This window comes from Jatrophihabitans sp., assembly GCF_051960575.1.
Classification (GTDB): domain Bacteria; phylum Actinomycetota; class Actinomycetes; order Mycobacteriales; family Jatrophihabitantaceae; genus JBQCEE01.
The window spans coordinates 1-14,283 of sequence record NZ_JBQCEE010000320.1 but is presented as its reverse complement, the minus strand read 5'-3'; the positions used below and the strand labels follow the sequence as shown (position 1 = coordinate 14,283).

Sequence of the window (14,283 nt, the reverse complement as noted above, 5' to 3'; positions counted from 1 at the left end):
CACCCAAAGAGCCCCGACCCCCAGTTCCACCCGGTTACGCCCCCCCGGTTTCTGGTGTGGGGGGCCCCACCGCGTGCTCCGGGGTGGGCACCCCGTCCGATCAGTCGATCCGGCTCAGCTGTAGCTGATGCCGAGCAGGCGCGAGCCGCCGCACTCGTCCGGCACCCACGACTCGTCCTGGCACGGCTTCTCGGTCACGCGCAGCGAGCTGGCCGTCGGGTCGACGCCCTTGCTGTCGGTCATGAACCACCAGTTCGAGTCCTGGATGTGCTTCGAGTCGGCGGAGTTGGTCGAGTGCCACCCCGACGTGCAGCCCTGGCCGATGGTGACGCCACCGCTGTCGGGGCCGGCCGAGACACCGATCGAGCTGATGTAGCAGTACGAGCCGTTCGCGTACCAGCTCCAGTGCACGTAGACGGCGTCGCCGTCGCCGGCGTTCCGGTCGCGCAGCGGCGCCTGCACCCACTCGCGGTCGCCGTACGCGTCGTTGAAGACCTTCTTGTTGAGGTTGTTGGCCGAGGTCGTCGTGTCGATCTCGGCGCGCACCTTGCCACTGGTGTTGAGGAGCAGGCCGTAGTAGTGCGCCGCACAGTAGGTCGAGGATCTCGTGCAGGCGAGCGCCGGCGTCGCGGTGGCGACGGCGCCGACGGACAGAGCGAGTGCCGCGGCGGCACCGGCCGCGATCCTCACTCGACGGGATGGTTGGTCCATGCGAACCCCACATTCGTGGTCACGGTCCCTGGGTCGGGACGAGTGATCGCGAACGCTAAGGGTTCTCTCAGATCGGGACAAGGCTTCCAAGATGAACGAACGTCTCGATTGCGAAACTCCGTTGAGAGCCGCGCATATCGGTCGGCCGCGTGCAGGTGCACGCGACCGACTGCTCATGACGTGGCGATGGGCGCGGTCGTGGCGCCGGCCATCCGCACGAGGTCGGACGGCGCGAGCTCCATCTGCAGGCCGCGCTTGCCGGCGGAGACGTAGACGGTGGCGAAGCCGAGCGCCGAGGAGTCCACGACGACGGGCAGCCGCGAGCGGTGGCCGAGCGGCGAGATGCCGCCGACGACGTAGCCGGTGGCCCGGGCGGCGGCGGCGGGGTCGGCCATCGCCGCCTTCTTGCCGCCCGCCGCCGCGGCGAGCGCTTTGAGGTCGAGCCGCGCCGCGACCGGGACGACGCCGCAGACCAGCCGTCCGTCGACCGTCGCGATGAGGGTCTTGAAGATGCGAGTCGGCTCGACGCCGAGGGCCGCCGCGGCCTCGTCGCCGAACGTCTCTGCCCGCGGGTCGTGCTCGTACGGGTGCAGGGTGAACGCGACCTTCGCCTTGGTCAGCAGGTTCGTCGCCGGGGTTCCGGTGGCCACGGGCGCACCGTAGCGGAATGCTCCGCGCGGGTTCCTGCGTTGCGACCCACATGATGGTGCTGATCGACCGCCCGACCGAGGCGTCGGACACCGCAGGCGTGCTCGCCGCGATCCGACCGCTCGACATCGACGCGATAGGCTCGGGTGCACGGATGGACACGGGTCGAGGGAGCACGGTGGCTGAGGAGACGGTCGAACAGCGGCGCGCCCGGTTCGAGCGTGACGCCCTCCCGTTCCTCGACCAGCTCTACGCCGCCGCCATGCGCATGACGCGAAACCCCGCCGACGCCGAGGACCTCGTCCAGGAGACCTACGTCAAGGCGTTCGCGGCCTTCCACCAGTTCCAGGAGGGCACGAACCTCAAGGCGTGGCTGTACCGCATCCTGACGAACGCGTTCATCAACAACTACCGCAAGAAGCAGCGCCAGCCGCAGGAGTCGTCCGGTGAGGACGTCGAGGACTGGCAGCTCGCGCGCGCCGAGTCGCACACCTCGACCGGGCTCCGCTCGGCCGAGATGGAGGCGCTCGACCACCTGCCCGACTCCGACGTCAAGGAGGCGCTGCAGGCCCTGCCGGAGGACTTCCGGCTCGCGGTGTACCTCGCCGACGTCGAGGGCTTCGCGTACAAGGAGATCGCCGAGATCATGGGGACGCCGATCGGCACGGTGATGTCGCGCCTGCACCGCGGACGCAAGCAGCTGCAGCACCTGCTCGCCGACTACGCCCGCGACCGCGGCCTCATCCCGGCCGGCGTCGGAGGTGACAAGTCATGAGTGGTCTGGGGTTCGGCCCGGGGAACATCGACTGCAACGACGTCCTGCAGGAGCTCTACCTGTACATGGACGACGAGACCGACGACGCGCTGCGCAACCGCATTCGCATCCACCTGGACGCGTGCGCGCCGTGTCTCAGGCAGTACGGCCTCGAGCAGGACGTCCGGGCGTTGATCGCGCGGTGCTGCGGCGACGAGCGCGCGCCCGTCACGCTGCACGAGCGCATCCGGCTCCGGATCACCGAGATCTCGATCGACACCGCCCATCTCGAATACCGCGCCGAGTGAGCTGCGCGCCGATTGAGGCGCGCCGGGCGACTGTGTAGTGTGACCCACGGTTGTTCCGCATGACTTCTTGCACGTGTTCGAGCGCGCTTGGATGAAATGCACAGCGCGACCCGGGTTCAGGCACGGTGCCGAGCCCGAACGCTCATCCGAGCACGAGCAAGGAGAAAGACAGCATGGCGCAGGGAACCGTGAAGTGGTTCAACAACGAGAAGGGCTTCGGCTTCATCGCTCCTGACGGCGGTGGCGCGGACGTGTTCGTCCACTACTCGGCGATCACGGGCAACGGCTACAAGTCGCTCGAGGAGAACCAGCGCGTCGAGTTCGAGACCACGCAGGGCCAGAAGGGCCCGCAGGCGGCGAACGTCCGCGCGGTCTGACCAAGACCTCGATCGAAGGCCCGTCCGGTTCGCCGGGCGGGCCTTCGTCATCTCGGACGCGGGTGGGGGAGGCTGTCCCCATGTCCACCGTCGTCCGCGCCCAGTTCTATGACCACCTCGCGGCGTCCGAGCCGGACGTCCTGCGCGTCGGTGAGGCGGCCGACGTCGCCCGCGCCGACGGGCGCTACGACCTGATCGCGGTGCCGGCCCCGGCGTTCACCGCGCAGGACGAGCAGGAGGTGACGACCGTGCTGCAGGCCGCGCGCGACCGGTTGAAGCCCGGTGGCCGCCTCGCCTTCGACTACCCCAATCCGAGGCACGGGCACAGCGCCCTGCCGACGGCGGAGTGCCTCGATCGCCTCATCGTCACGGCGGGACTGGTCGTGCACGAGCGCTACGGCGATTTCGCGCGCGCCCCGTTCCAGTCCTCGAGCCCCGAGCTCATCACCGTTGCCGCGGTGGGCTGAGCCCGTCGGCGCTGCACCGCGAGCGGGGCGGCGGACGGGCTGCCGACCCCGCCGTTCGGCCCTGCCCGGTCCGAGGGGCGGCCGATACACCTCGACGGACAGCATGCCGACCCGTCGAGGTGATGATCGTGGCGACCGCGCTCCCGCCGATGCCGCACCGCTATCCCGTCCAGGTCGAGGCAGCGCTCGACAAGCCGTTGTCGCGGTGGCTGTGGCTGGTGAAGTGGGTGCTGGCCATCCCGCACTACCTGACGCTCGTCGCCCTCTGGCTCGCGTTCGTGGTCACGAGCATCGGCGCGTTCGTGAGCATCCTGGTGACCGGGCGGTACCCGCGGTCGCTGTTCGAGTTCAACGTCGGCGTGCTGCGCTGGAGCTGGCGGGTGGCCTACTACACCTACGGCGCGCTCGGCACCGACCGCTACCCGCCGTTCACGCTCGCCGACGTGCCCGACTACCCGGCGCACCTCAGCATCGAGTACCCGCAGCACCTGTCCCGCGGGCTCGTGCTGGTGAAGTGGTGGCTGCTCGCGCTGCCGCACTACCTCATCGTCGGGCTGTTCACGAGCGGCGCGTGGTTCGTGGTGAGCAACGCCGACGCCCGCTTCTCCGGCGGTGGGCTCATCGGCCTGCTGGTGCTCGTGGCCGCGGTGAGCCTGCTGTTCACCGGCCGCTACCCGCTCGCGCTCTTTGACTTCGTGATCGGCCTGAACCGCTGGGTGCTGCGGGTGGCGGCCTACGCGGCGCTGATGACCGACGACTACCCACCCTTCCGGCTCGACCTCGGCGGTCACGAACCGGGCGGCACCCTGACCATGCCGCGTCCGCCGTCGCCGGTGCCGCCGTCGACGGGGCAGGGCATGGCCCCGGCGCCGGGGCGTCCCGGGTGGACCGCCGGCCGGGTGGTGGCCGCGGTGGCGGGCTCGTTGCTGATGCTGCTGTCCTTCGGCCTGCTGGCCGGCGGCGCCGTGGCGCTCGGCGTCGACCGCTTCGGCCGCGACGGCGGCTATGTCACCTCGAGCACGGCGACGTTCGCCACCACCCACGCCGTGATCACCAGCTCCGACCTCAGTGTCGACTCGCCGGCCCTGACACCCACCGGCGTGCTCGGCACCGTGCGCATCCGGGTGACGCCGACCGACTCCCGGGTGCCGGTGTTCATCGGCATCGCGCCGACCGACGCGGCGAACCGCTGGCTGGCCGGTGCGGCGCGCACGCGGTACTCGGATCTCGCGGGTGACCGCACGGCGCACGACGCCGCCGGCGGTGCACCCCCGGCAGCGCCCGCCCGCAGCGGCATCTTCGTCGCGTCGAGCACCGGCACCGGCCGGCGCGTGGTCACCTGGCCGGTCGAGTCGGGCCACTGGACCGTCGTCGTGCTGCGCGCCGACGGCCGAGCCGGCCTCGGCGTGCGCGCCGACGTCGGGGCGACGCTGCCCTCACTGCCCTGGATCGGCGGCACGCTGCTCGTCGTGGGCGCCGTGCTCTTCGGCGGCGGCCTGTCCCTGATCGTCGTGCCGGCCCACCGGGCCGGCCGTCATCCGGACGACGCGGCCCTGACCTCCGCCTCGGCCGCGGGGCCGTCGGTGAGCTCGGACGCCGTCCCCGGCGACGCCTCGTCGGAGTAGTAGTCGTCGGCCACCGTGGCGTCGCGCCCGGACGAGACCTTCGCCGCCTTCAGCACGAGCGTGACCACGACGGCGATCACGATGTTGATGAGCAGCGCGGTCACCGCGATGTAGACCTTGGTGTGGGTGAAGGGGAACTCGGCGACGGACGACCCGAAGTGCCGCACGCCGTCGACCGTCTTCACCGGCGCGCCGTCCACCAGCCGCGTCGTCGCGTTCGGCACGGTCTGCCGGTACGCCGTGACGGTGCCGTAGACCATCGCGACGGCCCAGCCGAGCAGCAGCGCCCAGCGGTGCAGCCAGCGGGTGTAGAGCCCGATGACGATGGCGACGAGGGTCTGCAGGATCCAGACGCCGCCCAACAGCTGCATGTTGATCGCGTTCTGCTTGTCCAGCCCGAGCACGAAGATCAGCGCCCCGAACTTGACGACCAGTGACACGATCTTGCCCACCTGGGCCTCGTGCCTCGGGGTCGCGTCCGGCTTGAAGAACTCGCGGTAGATGTTGCGGGTGAACAGGTTCGCCGCGGCGATCGACATGATGGCCGCTGGCACGAGGGCGCCGATCGCGATCGCCGCGAAGGCGACGCCGGCGAACCAGGCCGGGAAGATCTGGTCGAACAGGTGCGGCACGGCCAACTGGGCGTTCGCGGTGCCGTCGAGCCCGAACACCGGCGTCTTCTTCGCGATCGCCGCGTAGCCGAGCAGCGCGAGCATCGCCAGCATCAGCGAGTAGGCCGGCAGGATCGCCGCGTTGCGCCGGATCACCTGGCGGCTGCGCGACGACAGCACCGCCGTCATCGAGTGCGGGTACATGAACAGTGCCAGCGCCGACCCGAACGCGAGCGTGCCGAACGCCCAGTACGACGCCGGCCCGGTGACGAACGTGCCCGGCGCCGGCCCGCCCGCGGGCGGGGGCGTCGTGAGCTTCGTCTTCGCCGCGCCGAACATGTCGCCGAAGCCGATCTTCACCGCGATGTAGACGACGGCGACGACGATGACGACGTAGATCAGCGTGTCCTTGACGAACGCGATGAGCGCGGGCGCCCGCAGGCCGGACGAGTAGGTGTACGCGGCCAGCACTGCGAACGCGATGATGAGCGGCAGGTCCTTGACGAACCAGTTGCCCGAGCCGCCGAGCCCCATCGTGTCGAGCACGGCCTGGATGCCGACCAGCTGCAGCGCGATGTAGGGCATCGTCGCCAGGATGCCCGTGAGCGCCACGGCCAGCGCCAGCCAGCGGCTGTCGTAGCGGCCGCGGACGAAGTCGGCGGGCGTCACCCAGCCGTGGCGGTGGCAGACGCTCCACAGCCGCGGCATGAAGACGAAGATGATCGGGTAGGCGACGATCGTGTACGGCACCGCGAACCAACCGGTGACGGCACCCGTCGCGTACATCGCCGCCGGCACCGCCACGAACGTGTAGGCGGTGTAGAGGTCGCCACCGAGCAGGAACCAGGTGATGACGGTGCCGAAGCCGCGACCGCCCAGGCCCCACTCGTCCAGGCTGTGCATCGAGGCGGCCCGGCGCCACCGCACGGCGAGGAAGCCACCGGCGGTGACCACGACGAAGAAGAACAGCACGACGGCGAGCTCGACGCCGTGCACGCCGGTGCCGGACGCGAGCGCGCTCATCGCGACCGCCGCGCGCGGGTGATCACCACGTAGGCGCCCCAGGTGCACAGCGGCCCGAGGAACACCCACAGCAGCTGGTACCAGTAGAAGAACGGGAAGCCCCACAGGCGCGGTGTCTCGCGCGAGTACCAGGGCACGACGGCGAGGCCGACGAGCGGGATCAGCAGCAGCACCCCGGCGGTGACGGCGGCACCGGCGGGCAGCCGCGTCGGGCGGGGCGGGGCGGACGGTGTGGCCATGGTTGCTCCCTGCGGTCGTCGAAGGGCGTGGACCTGAAACGGACTTTAGCCCTGATCTGCGCAAATGGCGCCCACCTGCGCGTCCCCGGTGTGGGCGGTCGATCCGAGCGGTGGCAGGCTGGTCGCGATGTCCGCCCTGACCGACGCGCTGGCCGCGCGCACCACCCTGACCGACGCGCAGGTGCGGCACCTGCAGCGACTGGTGGGCGAGTGGCAGCTGCTGTCCGACCTCGCCTTCGCCGACCTGCTGCTGTGGGTGCCGGTCACGGTCGCCGGCGAGGACGGCCGGTCGGTCGACACCTTCCACTGCGTGGCCCAGTGCCGCCCGACCACCGGGCCGACCGCGTACCAGACCGACCAGGTCGGCATGACGCTGAGCGGGCCGCGGCTCGCGCCGTTGCGCACGGCGTTCATCGAGGGCCGGATCTTCCGCGAGGTCGACCCCGACTGGGAGGGCGACCTGCCGATCCGCCGCGAGGCGATCCCGGTGCGGCACGACGGCGAGGTGATCGCGGTCGTCGGCCGCGACGCGAACCTGGCCAGCGTGCGGACGCCCAGCCAGCTCGAGCTGGTCTACCTGCAGAGCGCGGCCGACCTGTCGGCGATGATCGCCGACGGCGAGTTCCCGGCCCCCGACGCCCGGCTCGAGGAGTTCAGCGGCCCCCGCGTCGGCGACGGCATCGTGCGCGTCGAGCCCGACGGCACGATCATCTACGCCAGTCCCAACGCGCTGTCGGCGTTCAGCCGGCTCGGCGTGCACGGCAACGCGCTCGGCGAGGCGATCAGCGCGCTGACCAGCTCGGTGGCCGACGACCCGTTCGACGCGAGCGACCTGGCCGCCGCGGTGGCCGAGGCGATCGACGGCGGCCACCCGCTGTCGATCGAGGTCGAGGGCGGCGGGGCGACGGTGCTGTTCCGCGCGATCCCGCTCCGGCCGCGCGGCGAGACGCTCGGGGCGCTGCTGCTGCTGCAGGACGTCACCGAGCTGCGCCGCCGCGACCGGCAGATCATGAGCAAGGACGCGACGATCCGCGAGATCCACCACCGGGTGAAGAACAACCTGCAGACCGTGGCGGCGCTGCTGCGGCTGCAGGCCCGACGGGTCGCGGTGCCCGAGGCGCGGATCGCCCTCGAGGAGTCGATGCGCCGGGTGCAGTCGATCGCGCTGGTGCACGAGACGCTGTCGGTGTCGATCGACGAGTCGGTGGCCTTCGACGAGGTCGTCGACCGGCTGCTCGACATGCTCTCGGACGTGATGGGCTCGGCCCAGCGCGTGCGGCTGGTGCGGCGGGGGAGTTTCGGCGAGATCGGCGCCGAGTCGGCCACCGCGATGGTGCTGGTGCTGACCGAACTGGTGCAGAACGCGATCGAGCACGCCTTCCCCGACGACGCCGAGGGCACGGTCGAGATCGTGGCCCACCGGGCCCGCGGCCGGCTGACCGTGACCGTCACCGACGACGGGGTGGGGCTGCCGGCCGACTTCTCGCTCGACCGGTCGGACCGGCTGGGGCTGCAGATCGTCCGGACGCTGGTGTCCAGCGAACTCGGGGGAGAGGTGACCTACCGGGCGGCGGGTGCGCCGGACGGCACCGACGGTGCGCGCGGCGCGGCCGCGGAACTGACGATGCCGCTCGCGCGCAGTGCGCGCTGAGCGGCATCGTTGGTCGTGGCGGGTGGTCCCGCCGTGGGGTCAGGCCAGTCGGGCGGCCCGGGCACGGGCGTTGCGGCGCTTGAGCGCCCGCCGCTCGTCCTCGGACAACGCGCCCCAGACGCCGGCGTCCTGGCCGGTTTCGAGCGCCCAGGTCAAGCAGTCCTGGACGACGGGGCAACGCCGGCAGACCGCCTTGGCCTGCTCGATCTGGAGCAACGCGGGCCCGGTGTTCCCGATCGGGAAGAACAGCTCCGGGTCCTCGTCACGGCAGATCGCGCGGTGACGCCAGTCCATCGGTTTCAATCTCCTCACTCGGTGCGGGCGCGAGGGTGGAAGGAGCCCTCGCGGCAGAACCGCTTGTGAATCCTTTCACGAGCCAGGCCGCATCCTCAATGGAAACGGCCGTACTGCAAGGCACATCACGAGCGCATGTCGGCGGTGCGTCGTCGAACGCCGACGTCCTGCTGCTGGTACCCACGGTGCAGGGTTTCGACACGGGTCGGGGGAACCACTGCTTCGCAAGTTACGCGGTCGAGGCCCTGCGGTCGAGTACTGAGATGGTGAGAGTCGGGACAAAAGCCCCTGTTCCCACCCGGTCGGGCCCTTTTCCCGGGACGTTCTCAGCGTGCCGATCTGCTCACAGCACTACCCGCAGCGCCCGCGGCACCGAGTGGAACGACACCCGGTCACGGGGGTCGAGGGCGTCGCCGTCGATCTGGAACGGCAGCGGCGCGTCGGCGAGCACGTCGAACCGGTCGAGGTCCTCGAGCAGGTGCGCGCCGCGGGTGCCGACGTGCGCGGTCGGGCCGAGCAGGGCCCCCATGCTGCCGAGCATGCCCGCGAGCCCCATCCGGCGGCGGGCGTAGAGCCCGAGGCCGGTGTCGAAGTCGGTGTGGGGGGTCGGGCGCAGCGGCAGCGGGCCGACGAACGTCCACGGGTCGCAGTTGGTGACGATGGTGAAGAAGACGTCGGACAGCGTCGTGCCGTCGGCCAGCTTCACCCGGATGCGGGGCCGGTCGCGCTCGCTCGCGAAGAACTGCTGCACGCCGACCTGCATGTAGAGCAGATGGGTCGAGCGCTTGCCGCGGGCGCGTTCGGCCTCGACGCCGTGCACGACGGCCGCGTCGAAGCCCAGCCCGGCCGAGAAGCAGAACCAGCGTTCGTCCGCCCGGCCCAGGCTCACGGCCCGGGTCGAGCCCGCGGCGAGCGCCCGCAACAGCCGCTCGGCCGCCCGGTCGGCGCGGTTCGGCAGGCCGAGTGCCCGCAGGAAGACGTTGGTCGACCCGGCCGGGACGATGCCGAGGCTGGGCAGGTGGTCACCGGGCCCGTCGTGCAGCAGGCCGTTGATGATCTCGTTCACGGTGCCGTCGCCGCCGTAGGCCACCACCGTGTCGACGCCGTCGAGCACCGCCTGCCGGGCGAGGTCGACCCCGTGCCCGCGGTGGGCCGTGTCGACCACCTCGACGTCGTGCCGGGCGGCCAGCCGGGCCCGCAACGGCGGCAGGACGGCGGGGTCGTGCGCGGTCGCGAAGCGGTTGACCACCACGAGCACGCGCATGGTCTCGGACACTACCGTGCGGTCGGCGGCCGCCCGATTATCGTGGCGGGGTGGACGCGAGGACCGACGACAGGACCGACGACGGTCCGGCGCCCGGCCCGCTGCGCGCTGCGGCGCTGATCGTGCTGCTCGAGGCACTCGCCCTGCTCGGCGTCGCCGGCTTCCTGGTCGTCAACACCATCGTCGGGTCGCCCAGCAAGGTGTCGGCGGCGCTGCTCGAGGCGGCCGGCGCGCTGGCCGGCGCCGCGGTACTCGCCGCCGGGGCGCGCGGGCTGCTGCGGCAGCGACCGGCGTCGCGCTCACCGGTGGTGGTGCTGCAGATCATCGCCCTGCCGGTGGCCTACAGCCTCGGCATCCAGGCGCACCGGATCGCCTACGGCGGGCCGATCCTGGTCGCCGCCATCGCCGTGCTCTACCTGCTGTTCACCCCCCCCGCCCGGGCCGCGCTCGCCCGGGAACCCCCGGCCTGAGCGCGCCCCGCGGGCCGCGGCGCGTCAGTTCTCCGGATCCTCGGCGAGGCGCTCGCGCAGCCGCTTCAGGCCGCGCGCGACCAGGCGCGACACCTGCATCTGCGACACCCCGACGATGCCGGCGATCTCGGTCTGCGTCTTGTTCGCGACGAAGCGCAGCAGCAGGATCTCGCGCTCGGCCTCGGGCAGCGAGGCGATCACCTTCTGCAGCAGCGCCCGCTGCTCGACCTGCTCGAACCCCTCGTCGGTGATGCCGAGCACCGGGTGCTCGGGCACCGTCTCGCCCGGGGCGGCGAGCGCGTCGATCGGCACGCCGCTGTAGGCGCGCGCCGCGTCGAGGGCCTCGACCACGGCCTCCTCGTCGACCTCGAGCCGCTCGGCCAGCTCCTTCACCGTCGGCGCGCGGCCGAGTTGCTGGTTGAGGTCGGCGCGGGCGTTGTTCAGCGCTGTCTGCATCTCCTGCGCCCGCCGGGGCACGTGGATGAGCCAGCCGGTGTCGCGGAAGTGCCGTTTGATCTCGCCGAGGATGGTCGGGGTCGCGTAGGTCGAGAACTCCAGGCCGCGGTCGACGTCGAAGCGGTCGATCGCCTTGATGAGCCCGATGGCGCCGACCTGCACGAGGTCGGACAGCGGCTCGTTGCGTCCGGAGAACCGTTTGGCCAGGTACACCACCAGCGGCATGTGCAGCTCGACCAGCTGGTCGCGGAGGCCGCGACGGCGCGGGTCGTCCTCGGCGAGGGCGTGCATCTCGCCGAGCAGCCGGGTGGCGTCGGCCTTCGTGTCGGCCCGGGCGGCGGCGCGCTCGTCGGCACGGGTGCCGCCGGACCGGTCGCCGGCGCCGGGTGGCGCGAGGTCAGTCATGGAGCGCGATCACCGGGCCGGGGTCTCGCTCTGCTTGGTGACGGTGATCGTGAGGCTGCGGCCGTCGCGCGTGACGTCGACGGTGGACGCGAGGGCCCCGAGCACCGTCCAGGCGAAGCCGGTGCGGTCGAGGTCGGCCTCGGTGGCGCTCGCGATCGCCGTGTCGACCTCGAGCCGGCCCGGGCTGAGCACGAAGCGGGTGTCGAGCGTCGAGCCCGCGGATGCGTGGGGGAGCAGCAGCGAGCAGGCCTCGTCCACCGCCAGCCGCAGGTCCTCGATGTCGTCGACGGTGAGCCCGCACCGCGCGGCCAGGCTCGCCGTCGTGAGCCGCAGGGTCGAAACGAACGACACGTCGGCCGGGACGCTCACGGTCACGGCCTCGGTGGTCGGGTCGGACTCCGGTACCGATGTCTCGGTCATTGCTGCTGGTCACCCTCGTTCGCTGTCATGGTGGGAGTCGGTGCTGGGGTGCTGCTCATCATGGTCAAGGCTCTCAAGGCGCGCTCAAGGTTCCGTGTGGTTCCACCGGTGGATCACCCGGACGCCGTACTGGGCGCCGAGCAGGCAGGTCGCGGCGGCGTCGAGCAGCAGCCGGCCGGCCCCGGCGGCGGGCAGCCCGATCCAGCGGGCGCCGAGCACGCGGGTGAAGTGGCCGTGGCCGACGAGCACGACCGGGCCCGCCGCGAGGGCGGCCCCGACCCGGGCGAGCACCCGGTCGGCGCGGGCACCGACCTGGTCGGCGGTCTCGCCGCCGGGCGCGCCGTGCGTCATGAGGGTCCAGTCCGGCACCTCGTCGCGGATCTCGGCGCTCGTCCGGCCCTCGTACTCGCCGTAGGCCCACTCGGCGAGGTCGTCGTCGGTGCCGTCCGGCTGCAGGCCGGCCAGTCGCGCCGTCTCGACCGCCCGCTGTCGCGGACTGGTGAGCACGAGCGCCGGCGCGAGGTCGGCGAAGAGCGGGGCGAGCGCGGCGGCCTGCTGCGCGCCGTGCTCGGTGAGCGGGAGGTCGGTGACCGACGTGTGGCGTCCCGACCGGCTCCACTCGGTCTCGCCGTGCCGCACCAGCCAGAGGGCGGTGTCGTCGGACAGGCCGTCGGGCGCGCCCGAGGGCGCGCCGACAGCAGCCGTGGTGGTGGTCGTCCCGGGTCGGGCACCGCCGTGCTGGTCCGTCATGCCCCTCCTCGGGCGGAAGATCCGACCCTATCCCGTCACTGAGACTCTCAAGTAGTCACATGCCCCGTCGGTGGGCTGACAATGCGTGCGTGACGACGCGACCCCTCCCGCAGCGGCCGTCGCCGACCCCGCACCGCACGACGGTCGGCATCTTCGTTGACGACAGCGGCCGCCGCCGCCGCTGGGTCACGCTGGTGCTGCGGGGCGTCGCCGCCCTGCTGATCGGGTCGGTCGGGCTCGGCGTCGTCAGCCTGCTCGGCGGGGTGCCGTTGCCCGGGCTCACCGCGCCCGTACGCCTGCCGACGGACGAACCCGCCAAGCACGCCGCGCTGGCGCCGGCGCCCGTGGTGCCGCCCGCGGCGTCGTCGACGCCGGGGCGCAGGGGGGGCGCGAGCAGCAGCGGCGTCGGACCGGGTGGCAGTGCGCCGGCGGGCGGCCCGACGCTCGCCGGCACCGTGACCTCGACCGGCACGGCGCCGGCCGGTTCGCCGACGACGTCCGGCGCGACGGCGACCCGGTCGCCCACGCGGCCGCCGACGACCGGCCCGGCGACGAGCGCCTCCTCGGGAACACCGGCACCGAGCACGACGACGACGCCGTCACCGCCCGTGTCGGGCCGCTCGACCACGCCGGCCGGGCGCGCCGGCCACTCGCCGTCCACCCATCCGACCCATCCGACGGCCACGCCGCACCCGACGCACTCGACCTCCCGGTCGCCGCGTCCGGTCGCGGCATGAACCGCGACACCCGGCACGCGCGCACGCCCCCGCCGCGGGCGCACTGGCTGGTGCTGCTGGCGCTCGCCCTGGTCACGCTCGTGCTGCTGACAGTCGCCGGGTTCATCGACGGGGCGTCCGCCGAGGGGCCGCGCGACCCGGCGTCGCTCGGCACCCGCGGCGTGCCGGACACCGCGCTCCGCGGCGCCCCCATCGTCGACGCCCGCACCGGTGCGGGCTCGCGGGTGCCGGCGAGGACCATCGTGCTGACCTTCGACGACGGCCCGAGCCATTGGACGCCACGCATCCTCGACGTGCTCGAGCAGTATCACGTGCCGGCGACCTTCTTCGTCATCGGCGAGTCCGTGGGCGGTCGCGCGGACATCCTGCGGCGCATGGTCGCCGACGGCGACGAGATCGGCGTGCACACCTTCACCCACCCGGACCTCGGCACCGTCGGCGCCACCCGCGAGCGGCTGGAGCTCCAGTCGACCCAGCTGGCCATCGCCTCGGCCACGGGCTACCTCACCGACCTGCTGCGCCTGCCGTACAGCTCGACACCGACGGCCATCGACAGCGGGCAGTGGCGGGCGGTGCGGCGCGCCGGGCCGTACCGCGTGGTGTTCACCGACCTCGACACGCGCGACTGGGCCCGCCCGGGCCCGGCGGCCATCGTGCGGGCCGCGACGCCCGAGGGTGACGCCGGCGCGGTCGTGATGCTGCACGACGGCGGCGGCGACCGGGCACAGACCGTCGCGGCGCTGCGGACGCTGATCCCGGCGCTGCTCGCGCGCGGGTATCGGTTCAACACGGTGTCGCACGCGATCGGCGTCGGATCGCCGTGGATCGCGGCGTCGGGCTGGCAGCGGCTGCGCGGCAGCGTCGCCGTCGGACTGGTGCTCGCCGCGCGCGGGTTCACGCGGGTCGTCTCGGTGCTGTTCTTCGTCGCCGGCGCCATCGCGGTGCTGCGGGTGCTGGTGCTCGTCTTCTTCGCCCGGCGGCACCACGTGCGCGTGCGCGGCGAGGCGGCCGCGGTCGGCGACCCGCCGCCGCTGTCGGTGATCGTCCCGGCCTACAACGAGGCGGCCGGCATC

18 protein-coding genes are annotated in these 14,283 nt (G+C 72.5%); 9 read left to right on the top strand and 9 right to left on the bottom strand.

What is annotated here, in order from left to right:
- Nucleotides 1-114: 114 nt before the first annotated feature.
- On the bottom strand, nucleotides 115-690 hold the full coding sequence (locus ACTHMS_RS17830) for a hypothetical protein (protein ID WP_440308004.1): 576 nt from the start codon (nucleotides 688-690) through the stop codon (nucleotides 115-117).
- A gap of 194 nt (nucleotides 691-884) precedes the next feature.
- Nucleotides 885-1,361 (bottom strand): Cys-tRNA(Pro) deacylase, encoded by a 477-nt coding sequence (ybaK, locus tag ACTHMS_RS17825; protein WP_440308003.1) that lies wholly within the window; start codon nucleotides 1,359-1,361, stop codon nucleotides 885-887.
- A 152-nt stretch (nucleotides 1,362-1,513) separates the two neighbouring features.
- On the opposite strand from ybaK, the gene ACTHMS_RS17820 reads away from it, so the two are divergent.
- The 5 genes from ACTHMS_RS17820 (at nucleotide 1,514) to ACTHMS_RS17800 (ending at nucleotide 4,890) form a co-directional block, all read left to right on the top strand.
- Nucleotides 1,514-2,134 (top strand): sigma-70 family RNA polymerase sigma factor, encoded by a 621-nt coding sequence (locus ACTHMS_RS17820; RefSeq protein ID WP_440308005.1) that lies wholly within the window; start codon nucleotides 1,514-1,516, stop codon nucleotides 2,132-2,134.
- Nucleotides 2,131-2,421, top strand: a complete 291-nt coding sequence (gene rsrA, locus ACTHMS_RS17815; protein WP_440308002.1) for a mycothiol system anti-sigma-R factor — start codon at nucleotides 2,131-2,133, stop codon at nucleotides 2,419-2,421. Before ACTHMS_RS17820 ends, rsrA begins: the two co-directional genes overlap by 4 nt.
- A gap of 173 nt (nucleotides 2,422-2,594) precedes the next feature.
- The gene (locus tag ACTHMS_RS17810; protein ID WP_440308001.1) at nucleotides 2,595-2,798 is read left to right on the top strand and encodes a cold-shock protein; all 204 of its coding nucleotides are present in this window, start codon (nucleotides 2,595-2,597) and stop codon (nucleotides 2,796-2,798) included.
- A gap of 80 nt (nucleotides 2,799-2,878) precedes the next feature.
- Nucleotides 2,879-3,265 carry a hypothetical protein gene (locus ACTHMS_RS17805; RefSeq protein ID WP_440308000.1) on the top strand — a complete coding sequence of 129 codons (387 nt, stop codon included), beginning with the start codon at nucleotides 2,879-2,881 and terminating at the stop codon, nucleotides 3,263-3,265.
- A 128-nt stretch (nucleotides 3,266-3,393) separates the two neighbouring features.
- On the top strand, nucleotides 3,394-4,890 hold the full coding sequence (locus tag ACTHMS_RS17800) for a DUF4389 domain-containing protein (protein WP_440307999.1): 1,497 nt from the start codon (nucleotides 3,394-3,396) through the stop codon (nucleotides 4,888-4,890).
- Here ACTHMS_RS17800 and mctP read toward each other — a convergent pair.
- Together mctP and ACTHMS_RS17790 are read right to left on the bottom strand one after the other, a co-directional pair.
- The gene (gene mctP / locus ACTHMS_RS17795; RefSeq protein ID WP_440307998.1) at nucleotides 4,800-6,524 is read right to left on the bottom strand and encodes a monocarboxylate uptake permease MctP; all 1,725 of its coding nucleotides are present in this window, start codon (nucleotides 6,522-6,524) and stop codon (nucleotides 4,800-4,802) included. The two genes, ACTHMS_RS17800 and mctP, sit on opposite strands and share 91 nt — an antisense overlap.
- On the bottom strand, nucleotides 6,521-6,763 hold the full coding sequence (locus ACTHMS_RS17790; RefSeq protein ID WP_440307997.1) for a DUF3311 domain-containing protein: 243 nt from the start codon (nucleotides 6,761-6,763) through the stop codon (nucleotides 6,521-6,523). The genes mctP and ACTHMS_RS17790 overlap by 4 nt, the downstream gene beginning before the upstream one ends.
- Before the next feature lie 127 nt (nucleotides 6,764-6,890).
- Here ACTHMS_RS17790 and ACTHMS_RS17785 point away from each other — a divergent pair, with 127 nt between their 5' ends.
- Nucleotides 6,891-8,414, top strand: coding sequence for a sensor histidine kinase (locus ACTHMS_RS17785; RefSeq protein ID WP_440307996.1), 1,524 nt, complete (start codon nucleotides 6,891-6,893; stop codon nucleotides 8,412-8,414).
- A 39-nt stretch (nucleotides 8,415-8,453) separates the two neighbouring features.
- Here ACTHMS_RS17785 and ACTHMS_RS17780 read toward each other — a convergent pair whose 3' ends face one another.
- Both ACTHMS_RS17780 and ACTHMS_RS17775 read right to left on the bottom strand, forming a co-directional pair.
- Nucleotides 8,454-8,708, bottom strand: coding sequence for a WhiB family transcriptional regulator (locus ACTHMS_RS17780; RefSeq protein ID WP_440307995.1), 255 nt, complete (start codon nucleotides 8,706-8,708; stop codon nucleotides 8,454-8,456).
- A gap of 343 nt (nucleotides 8,709-9,051) precedes the next feature.
- Nucleotides 9,052-9,984 carry a diacylglycerol/lipid kinase family protein gene (locus tag ACTHMS_RS17775; RefSeq protein ID WP_440307994.1) on the bottom strand — a complete coding sequence of 311 codons (933 nt, stop codon included), beginning with the start codon at nucleotides 9,982-9,984 and terminating at the stop codon, nucleotides 9,052-9,054.
- Between the two features lie 38 nt (nucleotides 9,985-10,022).
- Here ACTHMS_RS17775 and ACTHMS_RS17770 point away from each other — a divergent pair, with 38 nt between their 5' ends.
- Nucleotides 10,023-10,442 (top strand): hypothetical protein, encoded by a 420-nt coding sequence (locus ACTHMS_RS17770; protein WP_440307993.1) that lies wholly within the window; start codon nucleotides 10,023-10,025, stop codon nucleotides 10,440-10,442.
- Between the two features lie 24 nt (nucleotides 10,443-10,466).
- Here ACTHMS_RS17770 and ACTHMS_RS17765 read toward each other — a convergent pair whose 3' ends face one another.
- The 3 genes from ACTHMS_RS17765 to ACTHMS_RS17755 form a co-directional block, all read right to left on the bottom strand.
- Entirely contained in the window at nucleotides 10,467-11,303 is an 837-nt protein-coding gene (locus ACTHMS_RS17765; RefSeq protein WP_440307992.1) for a SigB/SigF/SigG family RNA polymerase sigma factor, read from the bottom strand.
- A 9-nt stretch (nucleotides 11,304-11,312) separates the two neighbouring features.
- Nucleotides 11,313-11,723, bottom strand: a complete 411-nt coding sequence (locus tag ACTHMS_RS17760) for an ATP-binding protein (RefSeq protein WP_440307991.1) — start codon at nucleotides 11,721-11,723, stop codon at nucleotides 11,313-11,315.
- A gap of 84 nt (nucleotides 11,724-11,807) precedes the next feature.
- A complete protein-coding gene (locus tag ACTHMS_RS17755) occupies nucleotides 11,808-12,473 on the bottom strand; it encodes a histidine phosphatase family protein (RefSeq protein ID WP_440307990.1) in 666 nt (221 codons plus the stop codon).
- 89 nt (nucleotides 12,474-12,562) lie between these two features.
- On the opposite strand from ACTHMS_RS17755, the gene ACTHMS_RS17750 reads away from it, so the two are divergent.
- Both ACTHMS_RS17750 and ACTHMS_RS17745 read left to right on the top strand, forming a co-directional pair.
- The gene (locus ACTHMS_RS17750; protein WP_440307989.1) at nucleotides 12,563-13,210 is read left to right on the top strand and encodes a hypothetical protein; all 648 of its coding nucleotides are present in this window, start codon (nucleotides 12,563-12,565) and stop codon (nucleotides 13,208-13,210) included.
- Nucleotides 13,207-14,283: polysaccharide deacetylase family protein (locus tag ACTHMS_RS17745; RefSeq protein WP_440307988.1), on the top strand; the 1,077-nt coding region annotated here is incomplete at its 3' end. The genes ACTHMS_RS17750 and ACTHMS_RS17745, both read left to right, overlap by 4 nt.

Excerpts from the sequence above, each read along its gene's own strand:
- ACTHMS_RS17760 (WP_440307991.1), bottom strand. The coding sequence starts at position 11,723 with ATGACCGAGACATCGGTACCGGAGTCCGACCCGACCACCGAGGCCGTG.
- ACTHMS_RS17820 (WP_440308005.1), top strand. The coding sequence starts at position 1,514 with ATGGACACGGGTCGAGGGAGCACGGTGGCTGAGGAGACGGTCGAACAG.
- ACTHMS_RS17785 (WP_440307996.1), top strand. The coding sequence starts at position 6,891 with ATGTCCGCCCTGACCGACGCGCTGGCCGCGCGCACCACCCTGACCGAC.
- ACTHMS_RS17805 (WP_440308000.1), top strand. The coding sequence starts at position 2,879 with ATGTCCACCGTCGTCCGCGCCCAGTTCTATGACCACCTCGCGGCGTCC.
- rsrA (WP_440308002.1), top strand. The coding sequence starts at position 2,131 with ATGAGTGGTCTGGGGTTCGGCCCGGGGAACATCGACTGCAACGACGTC.
- mctP (WP_440307998.1), bottom strand. The coding sequence starts at position 6,524 with ATGAGCGCGCTCGCGTCCGGCACCGGCGTGCACGGCGTCGAGCTCGCC.
- ACTHMS_RS17765 (WP_440307992.1), bottom strand. The coding sequence starts at position 11,303 with ATGACTGACCTCGCGCCACCCGGCGCCGGCGACCGGTCCGGCGGCACC.
- ACTHMS_RS17790 (WP_440307997.1), bottom strand. The coding sequence starts at position 6,763 with ATGGCCACACCGTCCGCCCCGCCCCGCCCGACGCGGCTGCCCGCCGGT.
- ACTHMS_RS17755 (WP_440307990.1), bottom strand. The coding sequence starts at position 12,473 with ATGACGGACCAGCACGGCGGTGCCCGACCCGGGACGACCACCACCACG.
- ACTHMS_RS17780 (WP_440307995.1), bottom strand. The coding sequence starts at position 8,708 with ATGGACTGGCGTCACCGCGCGATCTGCCGTGACGAGGACCCGGAGCTG.
- ACTHMS_RS17810 (WP_440308001.1), top strand. The coding sequence starts at position 2,595 with ATGGCGCAGGGAACCGTGAAGTGGTTCAACAACGAGAAGGGCTTCGGC.